This is a genomic window from Bradyrhizobium sp. USDA 4474 (assembly GCF_054057515.1).
Genome location: NZ_JBSRZJ010000002.1, coordinates 7061639 through 7083945, shown reverse-complemented (window position 1 = coordinate 7083945; position 22307 = coordinate 7061639). Strand labels below are relative to the sequence as shown.

At 64.2% G+C, this 22307-nt stretch carries 22 protein-coding genes; 8 read left to right on the top strand and 14 right to left on the bottom strand.

The genetic code is table 11. The annotated features are described in order from the left end of the window. Positions 1–14: 14 nt before the first annotated feature. From ACVW16_RS34910 to ACVW16_RS34885, 6 genes are read right to left on the bottom strand one after another with little or no spacing between them, the layout of a single operon-like run. Entirely contained in the window at positions 15–1019 is a 1005-nt protein-coding gene (locus ACVW16_RS34910) for a 4-hydroxythreonine-4-phosphate dehydrogenase PdxA (RefSeq protein WP_456703443.1), read from the bottom strand. Then, positions 1016–2551 (bottom strand): tripartite tricarboxylate transporter permease, encoded by a 1536-nt coding sequence (locus ACVW16_RS34905; RefSeq protein ID WP_456703442.1) that lies wholly within the window; start codon positions 2549–2551, stop codon positions 1016–1018. Before ACVW16_RS34905 ends, ACVW16_RS34910 begins: the two co-directional genes overlap by 4 nt. An 11-nt stretch (positions 2552–2562) precedes the next feature. Further along, the gene (locus ACVW16_RS34900) at positions 2563–3045 is read right to left on the bottom strand and encodes a tripartite tricarboxylate transporter TctB family protein (RefSeq protein ID WP_456703441.1); all 483 of its coding nucleotides are present in this window, start codon (positions 3043–3045) and stop codon (positions 2563–2565) included. 16 nt (positions 3046–3061) lie between these two features. Beyond that, entirely contained in the window at positions 3062–4054 is a 993-nt protein-coding gene (locus ACVW16_RS34895; RefSeq protein ID WP_456703440.1) for a Bug family tripartite tricarboxylate transporter substrate binding protein, read from the bottom strand. A 54-nt stretch (positions 4055–4108) separates the two neighbouring features. Beyond that, a complete protein-coding gene (locus ACVW16_RS34890) occupies positions 4109–5368 on the bottom strand; it encodes a CaiB/BaiF CoA transferase family protein (protein ID WP_456703439.1) in 1260 nt (419 codons plus the stop codon). Between the two features lie 12 nt (positions 5369–5380). Continuing rightward, positions 5381–6175 (bottom strand): enoyl-CoA hydratase/isomerase family protein, encoded by a 795-nt coding sequence (locus ACVW16_RS34885; RefSeq protein WP_456735037.1) that lies wholly within the window; start codon positions 6173–6175, stop codon positions 5381–5383. A gap of 115 nt (positions 6176–6290) precedes the next feature. On the opposite strand from ACVW16_RS34885, the gene ACVW16_RS34880 reads away from it, so the two are divergent. Next, entirely contained in the window at positions 6291–6956 is a 666-nt protein-coding gene (locus ACVW16_RS34880; protein WP_456703437.1) for a GntR family transcriptional regulator, read from the top strand. 10 nt (positions 6957–6966) lie between these two features. Here ACVW16_RS34880 and ACVW16_RS34875 read toward each other — a convergent pair whose 3' ends face one another. The 5 genes from ACVW16_RS34875 to ACVW16_RS34855 form a co-directional block, all read right to left on the bottom strand. Continuing rightward, complete coding sequence (locus tag ACVW16_RS34875) at positions 6967–7686, bottom strand: haloacid dehalogenase type II (protein ID WP_456735036.1); 720 nt, start codon at positions 7684–7686, stop codon at positions 6967–6969. Positions 7687–7824: 138 nt separating this feature from the next. After that, entirely contained in the window at positions 7825–8826 is a 1002-nt protein-coding gene (gene glpX / locus ACVW16_RS34870) for a class II fructose-bisphosphatase (protein ID WP_456703435.1), read from the bottom strand. Positions 8827–8965: 139 nt separating this feature from the next. Further along, positions 8966–10282, bottom strand: coding sequence for a homoserine dehydrogenase (locus ACVW16_RS34865; protein ID WP_456703434.1), 1317 nt, complete (start codon positions 10280–10282; stop codon positions 8966–8968). A gap of 28 nt (positions 10283–10310) precedes the next feature. Further along, a complete protein-coding gene (locus ACVW16_RS34860) occupies positions 10311–11531 on the bottom strand; it encodes an LL-diaminopimelate aminotransferase (protein ID WP_456802597.1) in 1221 nt (406 codons plus the stop codon). A 245-nt stretch (positions 11532–11776) separates the two neighbouring features. Further along, complete coding sequence (locus ACVW16_RS34855) at positions 11777–12052, bottom strand: hypothetical protein (protein ID WP_456703433.1); 276 nt, start codon at positions 12050–12052, stop codon at positions 11777–11779. Positions 12053–12305: 253 nt separating this feature from the next. Here ACVW16_RS34855 and ACVW16_RS34850 point away from each other — a divergent pair, with 253 nt between their 5' ends. The 3 genes from ACVW16_RS34850 to ACVW16_RS34840 all read left to right on the top strand — a co-directional run bounded on the left by ACVW16_RS34850 (position 12306) and on the right by ACVW16_RS34840 (position 15012). Then, on the top strand, positions 12306–14117 hold the full coding sequence (locus ACVW16_RS34850; RefSeq protein ID WP_456703432.1) for a PHA/PHB synthase family protein: 1812 nt from the start codon (positions 12306–12308) through the stop codon (positions 14115–14117). A gap of 57 nt (positions 14118–14174) precedes the next feature. Next, positions 14175–14573 carry an MAPEG family protein gene (locus tag ACVW16_RS34845; RefSeq protein ID WP_456735035.1) on the top strand — a complete coding sequence of 133 codons (399 nt, stop codon included), beginning with the start codon at positions 14175–14177 and terminating at the stop codon, positions 14571–14573. A 106-nt stretch (positions 14574–14679) separates the two neighbouring features. Beyond that, positions 14680–15012 carry a hypothetical protein gene (locus ACVW16_RS34840; RefSeq protein WP_456703430.1) on the top strand — a complete coding sequence of 111 codons (333 nt, stop codon included), beginning with the start codon at positions 14680–14682 and terminating at the stop codon, positions 15010–15012. A 109-nt stretch (positions 15013–15121) separates the two neighbouring features. Here the strand turns inward: ACVW16_RS34840 and argC are convergent, their stop codons facing one another. The 3 genes from argC to ACVW16_RS34825 form a co-directional block, all read right to left on the bottom strand. Beyond that, positions 15122–16105, bottom strand: a complete 984-nt coding sequence (gene argC / locus ACVW16_RS34835) for an N-acetyl-gamma-glutamyl-phosphate reductase (protein ID WP_456703429.1) — start codon at positions 16103–16105, stop codon at positions 15122–15124. Beyond that, positions 16102–16770, bottom strand: coding sequence for an FMN-binding negative transcriptional regulator (locus ACVW16_RS34830; RefSeq protein WP_456703428.1), 669 nt, complete (start codon positions 16768–16770; stop codon positions 16102–16104). The genes argC and ACVW16_RS34830 overlap by 4 nt, the downstream gene beginning before the upstream one ends. 225 nt (positions 16771–16995) lie before the next feature. Continuing rightward, positions 16996–17526, bottom strand: coding sequence for a DedA family protein (locus tag ACVW16_RS34825; RefSeq protein ID WP_456703427.1), 531 nt, complete (start codon positions 17524–17526; stop codon positions 16996–16998). Positions 17527–17818: 292 nt separating this feature from the next. On the opposite strand from ACVW16_RS34825, the gene parE reads away from it, so the two are divergent. From parE to ACVW16_RS34805, 4 genes are all read left to right on the top strand, one after another. Further along, positions 17819–19867, top strand: a complete 2049-nt coding sequence (parE, locus tag ACVW16_RS34820; protein WP_456735034.1) for a DNA topoisomerase IV subunit B — start codon at positions 17819–17821, stop codon at positions 19865–19867. A 428-nt stretch (positions 19868–20295) separates the two neighbouring features. After that, positions 20296–21081 carry an outer membrane protein gene (locus tag ACVW16_RS34815; RefSeq protein ID WP_456703425.1) on the top strand — a complete coding sequence of 262 codons (786 nt, stop codon included), beginning with the start codon at positions 20296–20298 and terminating at the stop codon, positions 21079–21081. Between the two features lie 220 nt (positions 21082–21301). Next, the gene (locus tag ACVW16_RS34810; RefSeq protein WP_456703424.1) at positions 21302–21487 is read left to right on the top strand and encodes a hypothetical protein; all 186 of its coding nucleotides are present in this window, start codon (positions 21302–21304) and stop codon (positions 21485–21487) included. Positions 21488–21508: 21 nt separating this feature from the next. Then, positions 21509–22279 carry an SDR family NAD(P)-dependent oxidoreductase gene (locus ACVW16_RS34805; RefSeq protein WP_456703423.1) on the top strand — a complete coding sequence of 257 codons (771 nt, stop codon included), beginning with the start codon at positions 21509–21511 and terminating at the stop codon, positions 22277–22279. Positions 22280–22307: the final 28 nt, after the last annotated feature.

Sequence of the window (22307 nt, the reverse complement as noted above, 5' to 3'; positions counted from 1 at the left end):
TTGGTGCGCGCAAATCAGACGGCGCGTCGCACCGTCATCTCGGCCGCGAGCAGGACGGCCGCACGACTGGCGCCAGGCGATGCAATGCCCTGCCCGGCGATATCATAGGCGGTGCCGTGCGCCGGCGTGCAGATCGGGAACGGGAAGCCGCCCAGCAATGTGACGCCCCGATCGAACCCCATCAGCTTCATCGCGATCTGGCCCTGGTCGTGATACATCGTCAGCACCGCATCGAAGGCGCCAGACTTGGCGCGCAGGAACACGGTATCGGCGGGGAACGGGCCCTGCGCGGCAATGCCGGCGCGCTGGCCGGCTTCCACCACCGGCGCGATGACGTCGATCTCCTCGCGGCCGAAATTGCCGCCATCTCCGGCATGCGGATTGAGGCCGGCGACCGCGATGCGGGGACGCGCAAAGCCGGCATTACGCATGCACGCATCGGTCAGCTTCAGTGCGCGCTGGATGCGTTCGGTGGTGAGTCTTGCGGCGACCTCCTTGAGCGGAATGTGCGAGGTGACGCGGGCATTCCAGAGCTCGCCCAGCACGTTGAATTCGCTGGCCGGTGTCCTCACCCCCACCACCTCCGCCGAGAACGCGATCTCGTCGTCATAGTCGGAGCGCGCCAATCGCATGGCCGCCTTGTTGAAAGGCGTGAAGCAGACGGCATCGACCCTTCCATCCCTGCCAAATTCGAGCGCCCGCTTGTAGTTGGCCAGCGCAAATTGCCCGCCCGCCAGGCTCGCTATGCCACGCTCGACCCGCGCGGGATCGAGATGACCGAGATCGAGGAACAGCGTGTCGCCTGTCAGCTCATCGAAGTCGGCGCCCTGCTCCACCGCCATCAGTTCCGGCGTGACGCCAGCGATCTTCGCGCCCGCGTCGAAGACGCGCCGGTCGCCGATGACCAGGAGCCGGCACCGTGCGCGGACATCGTCCTGCGCCACGAGCTTCGCCGTCAGCTCCGGGCTGATGCCGGCAGGATCTCCCATCGCCAGCGCAATCAGCGGCTTTCCGGTCATATGATCACCTTTTCCTGGTTCGTCGTTCCAGCGGCGGCGGGTTTGCGGACGATGCGTGCGAACAGCTGCAACGCCAACGGCAACAGCAGCAATGCGAATCCGGAGACCACGAGGCACGTCACCAGCTTGTTGGCAAAGAAGATTCCGAGCGATCCCTTGGACATCAGCATCGCTTGCCGGAACGCATCCTCGGCCTTGTCCCCGATGACGATGGCGAGCACGAGCGGCGCCAGCGGATAGAACAACTTCTTGAAGAGATAGCCGACGACGCCGAAACCGAGCATCATCACCACATCGAGATAGGAGTTCGACACCGAATAGGCACCGACGACGCAGATGATCACGATCAGCGGCGCGATGACCACGAAGGGAATCCGCATCAGGGCGGCGAAAACAGGCACGGTCAGCAGCACCAGCGCGACCGCAACGATGTTGCCGACATACATCGAGGCGATCAGACCCCACACGAAGTCCTTCTGATCGACAAACAGCATCGGTCCAGGATTGAGCCCCCAGATCATCAGCCCGCCCATCATGACCGCCGCAGTCGCCGAGCCGGGAATGCCGAGCGAGAGCATCGGCAGCAGCGCACTGGTGCCGGCGGCATGGTCGGCGGTTTCGGGCGAGATGATGCCCTCGACCTCGCCCGTGCCGAAGTAGCGGCCGCGTCGCGAGAACCGGCGAGCAATGCCGTAGCTCATGAACGACGCTGCGGTCGGGCCGCCCGGCGTGATCCCCATCCAGCAGCCGATCGCAGCGCTGCGCAGCAGCGCGACGCCGTGGCGCGGCAGGCGGCAGACGGCGCGAAACACTTCGCGCCAGTCGATCCTGGACGAGACCGCGCGGGCGTGAAACTCCTCTTCGACGGCGACCAAGAGCTCGCCGATGCCGAACAGGCCCATCACCGCGACGACGAAGTTCACGCCCTTGACCAGTTCGTCGATGCCCATGGTGAGACGGACGCTGCCGGAGACGGTGTCGATGCCGATCGCCGCGATCGCAAAGCCGATCGCGAGCGCCACCACGGTCTTGATCGGCGCCGCTCCGCCCATGCCGACGAAGCTCGCGAACGCGAGGAAATAGACCGCAAAATATTCCGCCGGCCCGAAGGCGAGCGCAACCTGCGCCACCCAGGACGCGAGGAAGGTGATCAGGATGACGCCCACCAGCGCGCCGAACGCCGCCGAACCGAAAGCGGTGGCGAGCGCCGTGGTCGGCCGGCCATCGCGCGCCATCGGATAGCCGTCGAACGTCGTCGCGACCGAGGACGGTTCGCCCGGAATGTTGAACAGGATCGAGGTCACGGAGCCCCCGAACAGCGCGCCCCAATACATGCTGGAGAGCAGGATGATCGCCGAGACCGGCTGCATGCCGAAGGTCAGTGGCAGCAGCAGCGACACGCCATTCGGAGCGCCCAACCCCGGCAGCACGCCGACGAGGATGCCGAGCAGCACGCCTGTCGCCATCAAGGCCAGATGTGGCACCGTGACCGCGATGGTGAAGCCGTGGAAGAGCTCTGAGAGATTACCCATCGCGCGCTCCCTCAGACCCCGAGCGCCGCGGCGAGCGCGCCGTGCGGCAGGCTGACCTGGAACATGCGCTCGAACACGATATAGAGCGCGAGCGCCGTTGCCGCCGCCGTCATTGCCGACCGCAGGACGGATTGATGGCGGGGAATCGCAAGCACCGCGAAGATGTAAGCCGCCGAAGCGACATACATCCCAAGCAACGGGATCGCGGCGACGAAAATCGCCGCCGGCACGAACAGGCCGGCGAGCCGCCGCAGCTCAATCGACGTGATCGCGACGGGGACGCTTGCCACCGACGCGACGGGCGCGAGGCCGCGTGCCAGATTGTAGAGGCTGCCGGCGACAATGATGATGCCGGTCAGGAACGGGAATGTGCCTGATTCAACGCCCGCGCTCGACCAGCCGATGCCGTTGTCGAGGCTCTGGACCACCACCGCAACACCAAAGCTGCCGGTGAGGACGGCGGTCGCAAGTTCGAGGGCGCGGCGCGAGATCATCGAAGGCTCCTGATCCTCACTTGACCAGCCAACCCTGCTCGCTCGCAACCTGCTTGACGTGCTCGAGGTCCTGCTTGATGAACTTGTCGAGCTCGGCACCGGTCAGGAACGTGTCGACCTGGGAGGTCTTCTCGATGTAGTCCTTCCATTCCGGCGTCGCCTGCACCTTCTGCATCAGGTCGACATAGTAGGCGGCCTGCTCCGGCGTGACCTTGCCGGGCAGCCAGACCGTGCGCGGCTGCTCGTACTGCTTGATGTCGAGGCCCTGCTCGACGCAGGTCGGAACGTCGCTCCAGCCTTCGGTGGCCGTGATTTTCGGGCCTTCAGGCAGCCGCTTCGGGCTGAAGACGCAGAGCGGACGCTGCGTGCCGCCGCGCCACTGGCCAAGGCTTTCGCTGGGATTGTTGACGTGGGAATCGATGTGCCCGCCGGCGAGCTGCACCGCAGCCTCGGCGCCGCTCTTGAACGGAATGTAGGTCAGCTTGACGTGACCGACCTTCTCGATCATGCGCGTCAGCACCTCGTCGGTGTCCTTGGACTGCGCGCCGCCCATCTTGAACTCGCCCGATGCGGCCGCCTTCAGATAATCGCCGGCCGTCTTGTAGGGCGCGTCCTGCTTGACCCAGAGCAGGAACTCGTCCTGTGCCATCGCCGCGATCGGCGTCAGATCGGTGTAGTTGAAGGCGACTTTGGAGACGAGCGGCTGCTGCCAGGCGTTCGAGGTGCCGAAGATCACCTTGTAGGGATCGCCCGCGGAGGCCTTGCCGTAGACATAGCCCTCCGCGCCGCTGCCGCCGCCCTTGTTGACGACGACGATCGGCTGATCGGTCAGCTTGTGCTTGGTGATGATGTTCTGCACCGCGCGGGCGATGTTGTCGGTGCCGCCACCCGGACCTGCGGTCGCCACGAACTCGATCGGCTTCTGCGGCTGCCAGGCCGCGAATGCCGGCGCGCCGCCTGCAAGCACGGCTGCACTGACGGTCAACAGGAAGAGAGACGTCCCACGCATGATTTCCTCCAACTGATTTTTCTGTTTTGTTTGATCAGTCGTCCCGGCGTCGGCTCAGGCGACGCGTTCTTCGCGCTCCCCTGCGGCCGAGACGATTGCGCCTTCCTGCTCGAGTGCTTCGATTTGCTCTTCGGCGAACCCGTGCTCGGCCAGCACCTCGCGCGTATGCTCGCCGTAGACCGGAGCGCCAGACGCGACCTTGCCCGGCGTCTCCGAGAATTTGATCGGCAACCCGATCGTCTTGACCGGACCGAGCGTGGAATGCTCGACCTCGACGACCATCTCGCGCGCCAGTGTCTGCGGATCGTTCAGGGCCTCCAGCATGTCGTGGACGGGGCCGCACGGCACGCCTTTCTCGTCCAGAGCCGCGAGCCAATGGGCGCGTGTCCGGGTCCGGAAACGTTCGCTCAAGACCGCTTCGAGCTCCTTCAAATTCGCCATGCGGTCGGCGCCGGTGACGAAGCGCGGATCGGCAGCGAGCTCGCTCGCGCCGAGCGCTTCCAGCATCAACAGCCAGTGCTTCTTGTTGGCGCCGCCGACCACGAGCCAGCCGTCCGAGGCCTCGAACGCCTGATAGGGCGCGTTGAGCGGATGCGCCGAGCCCATTGCGCGGGGCGCGGTGCCGGCGGCGAGCGCGATGGTCGACTGCCAATAGGTCTGCACCAGCGCCGCCTCGTAGAGCGAGGTCTCAACCCACTGCCCCTCACCGCTCTTGAGACGGTGCGTATAGGCGGCGAGGATGCCCATGCTCGCGAGCAGGCCGGCGGTGATGTCCGACAGCGGCGGGCCGCATTTCACCGGCGGGCCGTCCGGGCGCTCGCCGGTAAAGCTCATGATGCCGCTCATGGCCTGCGCGACGAGGTCGAAGCCGCGGCGGTGCTTGTACGGACCGGTGCGACCGAAGCCCGACAGCGAGCAATAGATCAGCGCTGGGAATTTTTCGTGCAGCTCTTTATAGCCGAAGCCGAGCCGTTCCATCGCGCCCGGCGCGAAATTCTCGACCAGCACGTCGGCGTCCGCGATCAGTCGGCGCAAGACCTGCTTGCCGCCGTCGGTCTTGAGGTCCAGCACGATGCCGCGCTTGTTGCGGTTCATCATAAGGAACGAGGCCGCCTCGTCGCCGATCCTGGGCGGCACCGAATGGCGGGTGTCGTCACCATTGGGCCATTTCTCGATCTTGATGACGTCGGCGCCCATGTCGGCGAGCATCAGGGTGCAGGTCGGCCCCGCCATGACGTGGGTGAGATCGATGACCTTGAGACCTGCGAGCGGGCCTGCGCGACGTGAGGCGGATTGCGATCGATCGCTTGGCATCGGGGCGTCCTGTTATTGACCGCGCCACTGCGGGGCGCGCTTGCTGAGGAAAGCGTCGAGCCCTTCGCGAAAATCGTGGCTCGTGTAGCACATCAGGATGAGGTCTTCGCCCTCGTCTCGCGTCAGCCGCTTTTGCAGGCGGGCGACCGCCTGCTTGGTCGCGTTCAGGGTCAGCGGCGCGTGGCCGGCCACGAGGCGCGCGATCTCGTCGACGCGCTTATCGAGCGCGGTGAGATCGTCGACGACCTCGCCGAGCAGTCCGATTGCTGCGGCCTCCGCGGCATCGACGAGCCGCGCGGTGAAGATCAGATCCTTGACCCGCGCCGGCCCGATCAACGCTGTGAGACGGCTGACATTGGACATCGACAGGCAATTGCCGAGCGTGCGAGCGATCGGAAAGCCGATTCTGGTGCTGCGCGTGCCGATGCGCAAATCGCAGGCCGCGGCGATGCCCGCCCCGCCACCGGTGCAGAAGCCGTTGATCGCCGCGATCGTCGGCACCCGGCATTGCTCGAGCGTGGTCAGCACGCGGTCGATGCGGTTCTCGTAATCGATCGAATCCTGCGGCGTTTTGAATTCGCGGAATTGGTTGATGTCGGTGCCCGAGGCAAAGGCCTTGTCGCCGGCCCCGCGCAGCACCAGCACTTTGATCGCGCGGTCGTCGTTGGCCTGCTCGCAGATGGCGGCGAGCCGCTCGTACATGGCGAAGGTGAAGGCGTTGCGCGCCTGCGGGCGATTGAAGGTGATCCGCCCGACGCCGTTCGTGCATTCAAAAGTGAGGTCGTCCCCCGATACGGCTTGGTCCATTTCCGCCTTCCCGCATGTTTTTTGTATTTTTGAATGCAAAACTTGGGATTTTCAAGATATAATTGCTGAACTTTCGTCTATTGGAACATTTTTGCATTCAAAATTGAGACGTGCCATGCTGCATGAAGAGGTGGTCGGCCGCATCCGCGACATTCTGCTCGACGGCGAGATCCCGCCCGGCGCGCGGATTCCCGAACGCGAGCTGTGCGAACGGCTCGAGATCTCACGCACGCCGTTGCGTGAAGCGCTCAAGGTGCTGGCCGCCGAGGGCCTGGTGCAACTCCTCCCGCATCGCGGCTCGCGCGCGGCGAAACTGACCGACAAGGACATGCGCGACCTCTTCGAGGTCTGCCAGGGCCTCGAAGCGCTGGCGGGTGAACTGGCTTGCGAGCGCATCAGCGACACAGAGGTCGCGGACATCGCGGCCGCGCATGCGGCGATGGTGCAGCATTATCGCGAGGGCGATCTGCTCCAGTACTACCGCGGCAACCGCGCCATCCACGAGGGGATCGTCAATGCCGCCGGCAATCCCGTGCTGTCAGGACTCTACGCGTCCGTGACCGCGCGCATCCGCCGCGCCCGTTACGTCACGCCGATGACGCCGCAGCGCTGGGCGCGCGCGGTCCAGGAGCACGAGGCGATCCTGAACGCCCTCCAGCGCCGTGACGGCGTCGGACTCTCCCACGTCCTGCGCGCCCATCTGCGCCACAAGCGCGAAGAGGTTTTGCAGGCGGGCTTTGCGGAAACCGAAGGGGATGAGCCCACGCTGAGGATCGCGTGAGGCGCAACGTCTAGCAGCCGAGCTTGTCGGCGATCCCGCCAAAATCCTTGGCGACAATGTCCCAATTTCCCGTCGCCTCGAAATCGACCTTCTGCAACGGACCGTATTCGGTCGGCCGCGCCACGAACGCGGTCCTCAGTCCGTTCTTCTGCGCGGCGGCCAAATCGCCATTATGGGCGGCGACCATCATCACCTCTTCAGGCTTGAGGCCGAGCAGTCTTGCGGCGCCGAGATAAGTTTCGGGATCGGGCTTGTAGTGCGCGAACAATTCGGCCGACATGATGAGATCCCACGGCAGACCCGCATGCTTCGCCATGTTGGTGAGCAGCGCGACGTTGCCGTTCGACAGCGGCGAGATCACGAACCTTGTCTTCAGCCGGGTCAGGCCGGCAACGCTGTCCGGCCAGGGATTGAGGCGGTGCCAGCCCTTGGTGAGATGATCGAGATCGGCCTCGGTGAGGCCCTTGATGGCAAATTTCTCGACCAGCTTTTCCAGCGAGCGGCGGTGCAGATCGTCCAGCATGACATAGCCACGCTCGGGATGCTCGCGCACGTCCTGCATCGACGCGACATACATGCCGCGCCAGTCGTCGACGAGCGCGGTCCAATCGACGCTGACGCCGCGCCCCTTCCCCCACCACATGAAATCGGTGATCAGGCTGGTGCGCCAGTCCACGACCGTGCCGAACACGTCGAAGATGAGGGCCTTGACGGCGGAGAGATCGGACATGCGCTTCCCCAGTCGTTCTTATCGTCATTCCGGGGCGCGCATCAGCGCGAACCCGGTATTTAGAAGTTGCGGCGCGAGATTCCGGGTTCTCCGGGCCGCGCTCTGCGCGGTCCCGTCGCCCCGGAACGACAGAGAACATCAGTCCAGATGAAACTTCGCCAGTTCGCGGTGCTCGGCCTTGATGTAGCGCACGGTGCCGGTGACGGAGCGCATCACCACGGTCTCGGTCTCGATCACGCCGTCCTTGCGGAATTTCACGCCCGACAGCAGCGAACCGGTCGTGACGCCGGTTGCGGCGAACAGGCAGTCGCCGCGCGCCATGTCCTCGATGCCGTAGATCATCTTGGGATCGTTGACGCCCATCTTGGCGGCGCGCTCGATCTTCTCGCCGGAATCGAGAATCAGGCGGCACTGCATCTGGCCGCCGATGCAGCGCAGCGCCACCGCCGCGAGCACGCCTTCCGGCGCGCCGCCGGTGCCCAGATACATATCGACGCCGGTGTTGTCGGGATCGGCGCAGTGGATCACGCCGGCAACGTCGCCGTCGGTGATCAGGCGAACGGCAGCGCCGGTCGAACGCACGCTCTCGATGATGCCGGCATGGCGGGGGCGATCGAGCACGAGGACGGTGATACCCTCAGGCTTGACGCCCTTGGCCTTGGCGAGACGGCGGACGTTATCGGCGGGGCTCGCATCGAGATCGACGACACCCTTGTCATAGCCGGGGCCGATCGCGAGCTTCTGCATGTAGACGTCAGGTGCGTGCAGCAAGGTGCCACCGTCGGCCATCGCCATCGTCGCGATCGAGCCCGGCATGTTCTTGGCGCACAGCGTGGTGCCTTCGAGCGGATCGACTGCGATATCGACTTCCGGACCGGTGTTCATGCCCACTTTCTCGCCGATGTAGAGCATCGGCGCTTCGTCGCGCTCGCCCTCGCCGATCACGATGGTGCCCTGGATCGGCAGCTTGTTGAGCTCGCGGCGCATCGCGTCGACCGCGGCCTGGTCCGCAGGCTTCTCCTGCCCGTGCCCGCGCAGCCGCGCCGACGACACTGCCGCCCGTTCCGTCACCCGCACGATCTCCAGCGTGAGAATGCGCTCGAGCAAGGCGTGCGGGGGGACTTCAATATGGGTCGACATCGGCTAACTCCTTCGAAACGGTTTTGGACAGGACGCCCTGCCCGCATCAACTCGTAACACTCACAGTTCGTTCGAACCGTTTTTATTTCTCGAGCATGCTCTTTTCGGAAAACCGCTCCACACTTTTCCGGATCATGCTCTAGTTCTTCTCAATCCTGATGACCTGCGGCCGTCCGCTGATCACCTTGTCCCTCTGCACGGCGGCGAGCGCGCGGCGCACGGCGTCCTCATGCGTGGCATAGGTGATCAGGATGACGGGCACGGGCACTGCCTTGCCGTTTGCCGATGCGGCGCCGCCATTGGGATGGCGCTGCACGATCGACTCGATCGAAATCTTCTGCTCTGCCAGCCGGGTCGCGATCGCAGCCGCGGTGCCCGGGAAATCGCGCGCCAGAAGGCGGATGTAGTAGCCGCCCTCGTGCCGCTCCATCGGCGCCTTCCTGGTGTCGCGCAGCTGCGCGATCGGCCGGCCGAACGGATTGGCGCGGATGCCGCGCGCAACATCGGCGATATCGGCGACGACAGCGGATGCAGTCGCCGCACCACCCGCGCCGGGTCCGACCAGCGTAATCGGGGGAATGCCCTCTCCATCGATCGTAACCGCGTTGGTGACACCCATCACCTGCGCGATCGAGGAGGTTTTTGGCACCATGGTCGGATGCACGCGCTGCTCGATACCCGTGGCGGTGCGCACGGCAACACCGAGCAGCTTGACGCGGTAGCCGAGATCGGCGGCCGCGCGCAGATCTTCCGGCGCGATGGAGGAGATGCCTTCGACATAGACCGCGCTTTGAGCAACTTTCGTGCCGAAAGCGAGGCTGGCGAGAATGGCGAGCTTCTGCGCGGTATCGTGGCCGTCGACGTCGAAGGACGGATTGGCCTCGGCATAGCCGAGCCGCTGCGCATCCTTGAGGCACTCGGCAAACGACAGGCCCTCCTGCTCCATTCGCGTCAGGATATAATTGCAGGTGCCGTTGAGGATGCCATAGACGCGCTCGATGCCGGTTCCGGCGAGACCTTCACGTAACGTCTTGATGACGGGGATCGCGGCGCCGACGGCTGCCTCGAAATTCAGCGCGCCGCCATGCTTTTCGGCCGATTTGGCGAGCTTCAGACCGTGCTTGGCGAGCAACGCCTTGTTCGCGGTGACGACGGACTTGCCGGAACCGAGTGCGGCTTCGACGGCGGCCAGCGCGGGATCGCCTGCGCCGCCCATCAACTCGACAAAGCACTCGACCTCGGGATGCGTGGCGACGGCCAGCGGATCCTTCGCCCATTCGACGCCGCGCAGATCGATGCCGCGCTTCTTGGCCTTCGAACGCGCCGTCACCGCGACGACGCGAATGCCGCGGCCGGAACGGCCCGCGAGCACGCGCGCCTGCGTCTCAATCAAACGGACAACCTCGGCGCCCACGGTGCCGAGCCCCGCTATGCCCACTTTGAGGGGTGCAACCATGATGCTTTAGTGAACCTGCAGGAGAGAATTAGCGCCTGTTGGCGAGTGGAACGACGTTGTGCAACGTTTCGATGCCGCTTTCAAGGAAGCGGCGCACGCCGCGCGCGGCCTGCCTGATCCGTTGCTCGTTTTCCACCATGGCGATGCGGACATATCCTTCACCATGTTCGCCGAAGCCGACGCCGGGCGAGACCGCAACACCTGACTTCTCCACCATCAGGGTCGCGAACTGCATGCTGCCGACGCTGCGGAAGGCCTCCGGCAGCGGCACCCAGGCGAACATCGAGGCTTCCGGCGGCGGAATGTCCCACCCCGCGCGGCCGAACGACTCCACCAGCGCGTCGCGACGCTTGCGATAGGTGTCGCGCATCTCCTTGATGCAATCATCGGGACCGTTCAGCGCCGCAGTCGCGGCGACCTGCACCGGAGTGAAGGCGCCGTAGTCGAGGTACGATTTGACGCGGGCGAGCGCCGCGATCACGCGCTCGTTGCCGACCGCGAAGCCCATGCGCCAGCCCGCCATCGAATAAGTCTTCGACATCGAGGTGAACTCGACGGTGACGTCGATGGCGCCCGGCACCTGGAGCACCGAGGGCGGCGGATTGCTCTCGTCGAAATAGACTTCGGCATAGGCGAGATCGGACAGGATCAGGATCTCGTGCTTCTTCGCGAATGCGACCAGGTCCTTGTAGAAATCGAGGCTCGCGACATAGGCGGTCGGGTTCGAAGGATAGCAGACGACGAGCGCGAGCGGCTTCGGGATCGAATGCACGATGGCCCGCTCCGCAGCCTCGAAGAATTGCGGCGTCGGCTCCGAGGGCACCGAGCGGATCACACCGCCCGTCATCAAAAAGCCGAAGGCGTGAATCGGATAGCTCGGGTTCGGACAGAGGATCACGTCGCCCGGCGCGGTGATCGCCTGCGCCACGTTGGCAAACCCTTCCTTTGAGCCGAGCGTCGCCACGACCTGGGTATCGGGATTGAGCTTCACACCGAAGCGGCGCTCGTAATAGGCAGCCTGGGCCCGGCGCAGGCCGGGGATGCCGCGGGAGGCGGAGTAGCGGTCGGTGCGCGGCTTGCCCAACGTCTCCTTGAGCTTCTCCAGCACGTGGGGCGGGGCCGGCAGGTCCGGGTTGCCCATGCCGAGATCGATGATGTCGGCGCCGGCATTCCGCGCGGCCGCCTTGGCCCGGTTGACCTGCTCGAACACGTAAGGCGGAAGGCGGCGGATGCGGTAAAAATCGTCCATGGCTCTCTGGGCTCCGGGCAACCGGTCAAGACAGAATCGAAGGGCGATGACGACCCTTTCGAGGAGGCTTCGCCCTGCGTGCAAAAATCACTCAAAATCAAATACTTGGAGTGAAATTCGACGACGAGAACTGAACTCCTTCGTCCTGACTCTCGGCTGAATTGAAGTCTTTTAGCACGGAGTGGCGGGGGCGCCAGCGATTTACCTTGCGCCGCCCGATGACCGTGCCGCCGCGCATTGGCGTTCTATTTGGCATCCTTGGCGGCGACGGCCTGACGGTCGCGCGCGGCCGCTAGCTCAGCCTCGATCTTGACGCGCTGGTCGAGCGGGATGATCGCCTGATCACGGTCCGGCGGCAGGTCGTGGACCGGCAAATAGGCACCTGGCTCCTTGGGATGCGCCGCCGTATCGGCGGCAGTCATATCGGCAAGCTGACTCGAGCAGCCCCCCAACGCGAACACCACCATCAGCAGCGCGCAGCACGCAAGCCGCGTCTTTTGCAGGTCCCACAACGCCAACACCTGGGAAATCCCCTACTCGTCCCAACGCCAGGCTGCCGGTAGCTTAACCAACAACCTGCCCAAGCTCAAACCATTGCTGCCCACAAATGGCACGAGCGAGAAATCATCCAAGGCCCACGGAACGTGAGGTGCACGGCGATTGTGACAAAAGCAAGAAGCTTTGTCGCAGTGCAGCACATCTTCGCACCTCTTTGACGCGAAACCAGCGAGCTTCGCGGTGACGAATACGGAATGAATTGTTACTGTCGTCTCCATGAGTACCGTTACGACCGACACGCCCAAGTCAAAGTCCGACATGAAGTTCGATGCGGAAGCCTTCGCGATGAATGTCGCGCGGGCGATGGAGAGCGGCGGCAAGGCGCTCGCCGCGTATCTGAAGCCGCGCGAAAGCGGCGAGGTGCAAGACCGCCCGCCGGCCGAGCTCACCGAGGTCGTCAAGACCTTCACGTCGGTCGCCGAGTATTGGTTATCGGACCAATCGCGTGCGTCCGACCTGCAGACCAAGCTTGCAAAAGATTATCTCGACCTCTGGGGCTCTGCGGCGCGGCGGATGGCCGGCCAGGACGCCCAGCCCGCGATATCACCCTCCCCGCGCGACAAGCGCTTTGCCGATCCGGAATGGAAGTCGAACCAGTTCTTCGATTTCATGATGCAGCTCTATCTGCTCACCAGCAAATGGGCGCAGGAATTGGTGCATGACGCCGAGCTCGATGCGCAGACCCGCCGCAAGGCCGAGTTCTACGTCCAGCAGATCACCAACGCGATCTCGCCCTCGAATTTCGTGCTGACCAATCCGGAGGTGCTGCGCGAGACGGTTGCAAGCAGCGGCGAGAACCTCGCGCGCGGCCTGACGATGCTGGCCGAGGACATCGCCGCCGGAAAGGGCATGCTGAAGATCCGCCAGTCCAATCCGGACAATCTCGTCGTCGGCGTCAACATGGCGACGACGCCAGGCAAGGTGATCTACCAGAACGAGATGATGCAGCTGATCCAGTATTCTCCGACCACGGAGAAGGTGCTGCGCACGCCACTCCTGATCGTGCCGCCCTGGATCAACAAGTTCTACATCCTCGATCTCAAGCCGGAGAAGTCCTACATCAAGTGGTGTGTCGACCAGGGCATCACCGTGTTCGTGATCTCATGGGTCAATCCCGACAAGAAGCTCGGAGCCAAGAGCTGGGAAGACTACATGAAGGAGGGCCCGCTCACGGCGATGGACGTGATCGAGAAGGTCACCGGCGAGCTGAAGGTGCATACGGCCGGCTATTGCGTCGGCGGCACCATGCTGGCAACCACGCTGGCCTGGCTCGCCGAGAAGCGGCGCCAGCGCGTCACGTCGGCGACGTTCTTCGCCGCGCAAGTCGACTTCACCCATGCCGGCGATCTCCTCGTGTTTGTCGACGAGGACCAGATCGCCGCGCTCGAGCAGGACATGAAGATGTCGGGCGTGCTCGAAGGCTCCAAGATGGCGATGGCCTTCAACATGCTGCGCTCGAACGATTTGATCTGGTCCTACGTCGTCAGCAACTACCTCAAGGGCAAGGAGCCGAGCGCGTTCGACCTGCTGCACTGGAATTCCGACGCGACGCGGATGACGCAGGCGAACCATTCCTACTATTTGCGCAACTGCTATCTGGAGAACCGGTTGTCGACCGGCACCATGGTGCTCGACAATACGCTGCTCGACCTCTCCAAGGTCAAGGTGCCCGTCTACAACCTCGCCACCCGCGAAGACCACATCGCGCCAGCAGAATCCGTGCTGTACGGCTCGCAATTCTTCGGCGGGCCCGTGAAATACGTGCTGTCAGGCTCCGGCCACATCGCCGGCGTGGTCAATCCGCCGGCCTCGAACAAGTACCAGTACTGGACCAACGACAACATCAAGGACGTCACCATCGCCCAGTGGATGAAGGGCGCGGTGGAGCACAAGGGCTCGTGGTGGCCGGACTGGCGTGAATGGCTGGGCGCACTCGACCCGGAGGAAGTGCCCGCGCGCAGCGTCGGCACCGAGGCGCTGCCCCCGATCGAGGACGCGCCAGGCAGCTATGTCAGGGTTCGCGCATAGCGCAACAGCGCGCGCTTTCGTATAAGTTCACGGTATCGATTTGGAGGGGACCGGATTATGACGCGTGAATTGTTCTGGCTGACCTGTACGGTGATCCTGACCGGAATCCTCTGGATCCCCTACACCATCAACCGTTGCCAGGTCCGTGGGCTCGGCGGCGCCATGGCCAATCCTTCGCGCGGCGACAAGCCTCAGGCCGAATGGGCGAACCGCCTGATGTTCGCGCACGACAACGCGGTGGAGAATCTCGTGCTGTTCGCACCGCTGGTGCTGATCCTGAACGCAATCGACTATTCCTCGAAATGGACCGTGCTCGCCTGTGTGGTCTATTTCTGGTCGCGCGTCGCGCATGCCATCGTCTATGCGCTCGGCATCCCGGTATTTCGTACGCTCGCCTTCACCGTCGGCTTCCTGGCCCAGGCCGTGCTGGCGCTCGCGATCTTCAAGGTGTTTTGAGGCAGCCAGGGGTACGAACAGGGCTGTTCCCGCGGCCAATCCAAGTCTATCGTTCCGTGCTGGTGGAAGCCAAAACGAGGCACTGCCGATGCGGATTCTTTTGCCAGTGATCGCGACGATCACCCTTGCCGCCTCGTGTTGCGCGGCCGTCGCGCAGGTGCAATGCCCCGAACTGGGCCGCCTGCGCAACGAGGCGACGGAGGCCTCCAAGCCCAAGACGCGCAGCTTGATGCTCAACCGTTGCGAGGACAATATCCGCGCATCGCAGGCCTGGAGCGCCGTCGTCGACTACGCGAGGGACCATCAGGACGTCTGCGATGTCTCCAACGAGTCACTTGGCGCATTTGAGGCATCCCGCCACGCCGCGGTGACGGCCCGCAACAACGTCTGCGCCGGTCGACCCGCGCGGCCGTTTCCGGCTGAGATCATCCGACAGTAAGGCATGCGCGCCGCAGGGCATGAGCCCCGGCTCTGCAGCGCATCACCGCCGGACGATGCTTCGCATCGCCAGGGCAGTGCTGCGCCGCGTCCGGGGAACGGCGTGCCGCTTACGCCTCCGGCAGACCCAGCATCAGCCGCATGTTCTGCACGGCAGCGCCCGAGGCGCCCTTGCCGAGATTGTCCAGCCGCGCGACCAGCACCGCCTGGTGGTACTTGTCGCTGGCGAAGACGTAGAGCTCGAGCATGTTGGTCTCGTTGAGCGCCTCCGGCTCGATGCGGCCGCCCTTGGAGGCTTCGTTCTGGAGCGGCATCGCCTTGACGTATTTCGAGCCGGCGTAGCGCTTGGCCAGCGCCGCCTGGAGATCGGCACCATCAGGCTTGCCCGGCAACGTGTCGAGCTGGAGCGGGATCGAGACCAGCATGCCCTGCCGGTAGTTGCCGACGGAGGGAATGAAGATCGGGCGCCGCGTCAAGTTCGAATAGAGCTGCAGCTCCGGCAGATGCTTGTGCTCGAAGCCGAGGCCATAGAGCTCGAAGGATGGCGCACTGCCGTCCTCGAAGCTTGCGATCATCGATTTGCCGCCACCGGAATAGCCGCTCACCGCGTTGACGCTGATGGGATGGTCGGGCGGCAACAGGCCCGCATCGACGATCGGCCGCAGCAGCGCGATTCCGCCGGTCGGATAGCAACCCGGATTCGAGACCTTCTTCGCGGCCTTGATCTTGCCGGCCTGGTCGGGCGCCAGCTCCGCAAAGCCGTAGGCCCAGTCAGGTGCGACCCGATACGCGGTCGAGGCGTCCAGCACCTTCGGCGCCGACGTCCCCATGCTGTCAATCAGTGCGACCGTCTCCCTGGCGGCATCGTCGGGCAGGCAGAGGATGACGAGATCCACCTCCTCCATCAGCGCCTTCTTGGCCGCAGGATCCTTGCGCTTGTCGTCGGCGATGGTTTTCACCACGACATCGTTCTGGAGCTTCAGCCGCTCGTTGATGCCGAGGCCGGTGGTGCCGGAGCCGCCGTCGACGAAGACGGTGGCGGTTTTCTCGGCTGCGCCGGTGGACGGCGCTTTCGTGGTTTCCGTGAGGCTCATGATACGCTCCTTTCGAGCATGTTGGTTTCGGCCGCGAAGGCCTCGGGCCTCACGTCCTGCATCAGTTGGGCGATCTTCCTGGCGTCGGCATCGGCTTGTGCGCCGAGTGCATTCGCGATCGCGACGTAGTCGGCGTCCGATTTGTGCTGATTCAGCTTGAAGCTGCCTTCGACCTCTTCGACCTTCATGACCAGACCCACGATCCCCTTCTTCAGCGCCTCGAGCCGGCCTGTCGTCATCTTGCCTGAAGTCCACGGCTTCTTCGGCAGCAGCCAGCTCTCGAAGATGTCGCTGAGCGTGTCGATCTGCACCGCCAGCTCATCGTCAGACAGCAGCTTCACGGGCCCGGTGAGATGCACCGTCTGATACAGCCAGGTCGGCACTTGATCAGGCGAAACGTACCAGTCGGGCGATACATAGGCATCGGGGCCGTTGATCGCGAGCAGCCAGCGCGTCGTGCCGTCCGCAAGCCTTACCAGCGGATTGTGACGGGCGACATGAAAGGCTGCCTGCGGCGTGCCGTCGGCCGCATACGTCAAATAGAACGGCAGCGGCGAAGCGACCGGCTTGCAGCCGTCGAAGGCGCACATCGTGCCGAAACCGCGCTCGCCTGCGAATTTCAGGCTCGCGGCACGATCCGGCTTGAAAAAGGGTGGCGTGTACATCGTGGTCTCCTGCTGGGCCTCCTTGGGGGCCGCTGGATCAGATCGCGCTGACAGGAGAAAGAATGCCGCGGATCGGATCCAGCGGCAAAGACGATGATCTCAAACGCGATCGACCGCCCAAACCGCAAAGCTGCGGCGGCGGCGACGGGCGAACAGGATGGTCGCGGCGTTGATCATGGCGCGCGGCTATAAGGCCAGATGCAGTTCCCGTCAAGGTTCACGGCGTCAGATGAGGCGCCAGATCCATTCCATGATCCTGGCGATGACATCGCCGAACAGCAGCAGTGCCGCTGCCCACACCAGCGCCGAGATGAAATTGGCCGCCTGGAAGCTCCAGTACGGCATTTCGAAGATGCCCGCGGCGAGCGGCACGGAGGCGCGTAAGGGACCGAAGAAGCGACCGATGAAGATGCTGGGCACGCCCCAGCTCCGGACAAAGGCCTCGCCTCTGGGAAGAATTTCCGGATAGCGCGAGAGCGGCCACATCTGCGCGACCTGCTCCTTGTAGCGATAGCCGAACCAGTAGGAGACCCAGTCGCCGAGCGCGGCGCCGATCGCGCCGGCAATCCAGACCGGATAGAAGCTGATGCCGCTTGCGCCGATCAGCGCGCCGATGGCGACCAGTGCCCCCCAGGCCGGGATCAGCAGGGAGATGAAGGCGAGCGATTCCCCGAACGCGAGCAGGAACACGATCGGAGCAGCCCAGGCCTGGTGTAAACGCACGAAATCGGCCAGTGCGTGCGCAAACTGCTCCATTCCAGATTAGCCTTCCCGCCTCGCCCTGAGGTCATGTTCCATGAAAAGCACTGGTAAGCCAGGGACTTGTGTGACATCAAGTCACAAACCTCTGCACGGGGCGGCCGGCGGCGTCAAATTGCCGGGATCTGGTGAGCCGGCGGCGTAAAATCGCCGGGATTGGCTCGCAACCACCCCAAGAAGCAGTCAAGAAGCGGTCAAGATCGGCGCGGCCTGACCTTCCAGGCCGGCCGTGGCATAGTCTCCGCAACCGATTCGCCGCCTGCGCGGCCCTCAAAGCACATCAAGATATATGTCCAAGCAGTTGAAGACAAAAAGCAAAGACGATTTGTTCGACGGCAATGAGCCGAAGGGGCGCGCTCCCGCAGCCAAGGCCGCGCCGCGCGCGAGCGGCGGGGAAGCCGATTACACGGCAGCCGACATCGAGGTGCTTGAGGGCCTGGAACCGGTGCGGCGCCGGCCCGGCATGTATATCGGCGGCACCGACGAAAAGGCGCTGCATCACCTATTCGCCGAAGTCATCGACAACTCGATGGACGAGGCGCTCGCGGGACACGCGACCTTCATCGGCGTCGAGCTCTCCGCGGACGGGTTCCTCACCGTCACCGACAACGGCCGCGGCATTCCTGTTGATCCGCACCCGAAGTTCCCGAAGAAGTCGGCACTCGAAGTCATCATGTGCACGCTGCATTCGGGCGGCAAGTTCGACAGCAAGGTCTACGAGACCTCGGGCGGTCTGCACGGCGTCGGCATCTCCGTCGTGAACGCCCTCTCCTCGCGGCTCGAGGTCGAGGTCGCGCGCAGCCAGAAGCTCTACCGCATGAGCTTCGAGCGCGGCCATCCCAAGGGCAAGCTCGAGGATCTCGGCAAGATCAGCAACCGCCGCGGCACGCGCGTGCGCTTCAAGCCCGATACCGACATCTTCGGCGCCAAGGCCGCGTTCAAGCCGCAACGTCTGTTCAAGATGACGCGCTCGAAGGCCTACCTGTTCGGCGGCGTCGAGATTCGCTGGAATTGCGCGCCCGAACTGCTCAAGGGCGTCGAGGACGTTCCGGCCGAGGCCACGTTCCACTTCCCCGGCGGCCTCAAGGATTATCTGGCGGCGGCGATCCACGCCGATACGCTGGTGCATCCCGACATCTTCTCCGGCAAGTCGGGGCGCAACGGCGCGCATGGCGCCTGCGAATGGGCGGTGGCCTGGACCGCGGATGCCGACGGCTTCCTGTCTTCATACACCAACACCGTGCCGACGCCCGACGGCGGCACCCATGAATCGGGCTTGCGCAGCGCGCTGCTGCGCGGCCTGAAGGATCACGCCGAGCGCGTCGGCCAGGGCAAGCGCGCCTCGTCCATCACGTCGGAAGACGTGATGGTGGGCGCCGCCGTGATGCTCTCGGTGTTCGTGCGCGAACCTGAGTTCCAGGGCCAGACCAAGGACCGCCTCGCCACGGCCGAAGCGCAGCGCATCGTCGAACAGGCGATGAAGGATCCGTTCGACCATTGGCTCTCGGGCAATCCGAACATGGCCAACCGTCTGCTCGACTTCGTGATCGACCGAGCGGAGGAGCGGCTGCGCCGCCGCCAGGAAAAGGAGACGGCGCGCAAGACGGCCGGCAAGAAGCTGCGCCTGCCCGGCAAGCTCGCGGACTGCACCGACGCAGGCACCGAGGGCTCCGAACTCTTCATCGTCGAGGGTGACTCGGCCGGCGGCAGCGCCAAGCAGGCGCGCGATCGCAAAACCCAGGCGGTGCTGCCGTTGCGTGGAAAAATCCTCAACGTCGCTTCTGCCGGCAAGGACAAGCTGACGGCGAACGCCCAGTTGTCCGATCTCGTGCAGGCGATCGGCTGCGGACAACTCCTGCAGTATCGCCAAGAGGATCTGCGCTATCAGCGCATCATCATCATGACCGACGCCGACGTCGACGGCGCCCACATCGCTTCGCTCCTGATCACCTTCTTCTACCGGCAGATGCCGAAGCTGATCGACGAGGGACATCTGTTCCTCGCCGTGCCGCCGCTCTACAAGCTGACCCACGGGCAGAAATCGGTCTACGCACGCGATGACAAGCACAAGGACGAGCTGATCAAGAGCGCTTTCAACGCCAACGCCAAGGTCGAGGTGAACCGCTTCAAGGGCCTCGGCGAGATGATGCCGGCGCAGCTCAAGGAAACCACCATGGATCCGAGCAAGCGGACGCTGCTCAAGGTGGTCCTGCTGCCCGATGATCGCGACACCACGGCGGATTCGGTCGAGCGCCTGATGGGCACCAAGGCCGAGGCGCGTTTTGCGTTCATCTCGGACAAGGCGGAATTTGCCAGCGAGGAACTGCTCGACGTCTGATGCGGCGATGGCCACCCAAAAGCCCCGGCCTTGCGCCGGGGCTTTTTCATTTTGGGGCAACCGTGCAGCGCTTCCCTCCAGTCCGCCTCGGCGATTCCTCTGGCGGCGGGCGACTCGGCCAACGACTCAGAGCGGACGGGCGCACGCCCGGGCTGCGTCAGGATTGCCTCGCGCTCGGGCAAAGGCGCATTCCGAACGAAGAAACCCATCTTGGACCACAGCCTGTGCAATCCATTAACATATTGAAATAGATTGATTTTTGTCGATATAGATGACGGCGTCATCGAACCTGACGAGCGGGCGTTTTCCGGCGACTGTGCCTGGCCTGCAACAGCATTTCGGCGAGAACCGTCTATAGTCCGAGCCATCAGAACACACGGACTTCAGTGCGCTCGCGCCTGCTTCGAACCAAGGTTGGGGATTTTATCATGAAGAAGATTGCTCTCGCACTGACCGCGATTGCGGCAATGACGGGTTCGGCGTCGGCGGCTGATCTTGCGGCTCGTCCCTACGTGAAGGCCCCGATGGCGGCTCCGGTCGCGAACTGGACCGGCTTCTACATCTTCGGCGGCGCCGGCGGCGGCCTCTCGAACTCCGACCAGAGCGTCGTCTCGACCACCACGGGCACGCCCCTGACCATCACCCAGCGCCAGGGTGGCTCGGGCTGGTTCGGCACCGTCGGCCTCGGCTACGACTGGCAGTTCAACAGCACCTGGGTCGCCGGCGTGTTCGCCGACGGTCAGTTCGGCAGCATCCGCGCCACCGTGCAGGATCCGCTCGCCCAGATCACCGGTAGCCAGAAGCTGGAAGACTCCTGGGCCGCGGGTGTCCGCCTCGGCTGGCTGGTCGCTCCGAACGTTCTGTCCTACGTCAACGGCGGTTACAGCGGCGCTCACTTCGGCAGCACCAACTTCACCAATCTGGCTGGCGTTTCCTCCGGCACGCACCTCAACGGCTACAACCGCAACGGCTGGTTCGTCGGTGGCGGTGTCGAGAACAGCCTGAACATCTTCGGCATCTCCTCGCCCGGCTGGTTCATGAAGACTGAGTATCGCTCGGCCTTCTACGATGCGAAGACTCAGGACGAGCTCTTCAACACCACCAACCTGCCGACCGGCGTGAACAGCATCCGCGCCAACAACTGGAACCAGACGATCTCCACCTCGCTGGTCTACCGCTTCAACTGGACCGGCCCGGTCGTCGCCAAGTACTGAGATCTGAAGTAGCAAGATTTAAAGTACTGAGCTGAATTCACCTTCAGACGTCAAAGCCCCGGCATCGTCCGGGGTTTTTTCGTTGCGCGGTGCCTTACCGGCCGTCAGCGACCATTGTATCCGAACCGACGCTGCGGCTAGTGTTGCGGGACGTTTTCGCGGGTCCGTGGCGATCGTTGATGCCATGGGTCGCGACAGAATCAGACCGATGGAGGAATGCATGCGCAGATTTCTGCTTGTCGCAGGCCTGCTTGCCGTCGCCCTCGGGCTGCTCTGGATCGGACAGGGCACGGGCACCGTCGCCTGGCCGCGATCGAGCTTCATGGTCAACCAGCTGCAATGGGCCGGTTATGGCGCTGCCATGGCAGGCTTCGGGCTGGTGCTGATCTGGCAAAGCAACCGATGAAAGAAACCAGGACGTGAAAGCATGACATCCAACCGGTTCGATCTCCGCGGCAAGGTCGCGATCGTCACAGGCGGCAATGGCGGCATCGGCCTCGGTCTCGCGCACGGGCTCGCTGATGCCGGCGCAGACATCGCCGTGGTCGGACGCAATGAAACCAAATCGGCCGCAGCGGTCGCCGATCTCAGGGGTCGCGGCGTCAAGGCCGTATCAGTCACCACCGACGTCACCGACAAGGCGGCGGTCGCGGCGATGATCGACCGCGTCTTGAACGATCTCGGCCGTATCGACATTCTGATCAACAACGCCGGCATGAGCATCCGCAAGCCGCCGCACGAGCTCGAACTCGACGAGTGGAACAAGGTGATCGACACCAACCTCACCAGCGCCTTCGTCTGCTCGAAGCTGGCCTATCCGGCGCTGAAGGCGTCAGGCAACGGCAAGGTCATCAACATCGGCTCGATGATGTCGATCTTCGGCGCGAGCTTCGCGACCGCCTATGCGGCGAGCAAAGGCGGCATCGTGCAGTACACGCGCGCCTGCGCCAATGCCTGGGCGCCTGACAACATCCAGGTCAATGCCATCCTGCCGGGCTGGATCGACACCGATCTCACGCGCGGCGCGCGCAAGCAGGTCTCGGGCCTGCACGAGCGCGTGCTGGCACGCACGCCCGCGGGCCGCTGGGGCGACATCGACGACTTCGCGGGCATCGCGGTCTTCCTCGCCTCCGCGGCGTCGAACTTCGTCACGGGCACCGCAATCCCGGTCGATGGCGGATTCTCGGTGATGGCATGAGGCGCCTGTGGTGCAAAAAGAAGCCCCG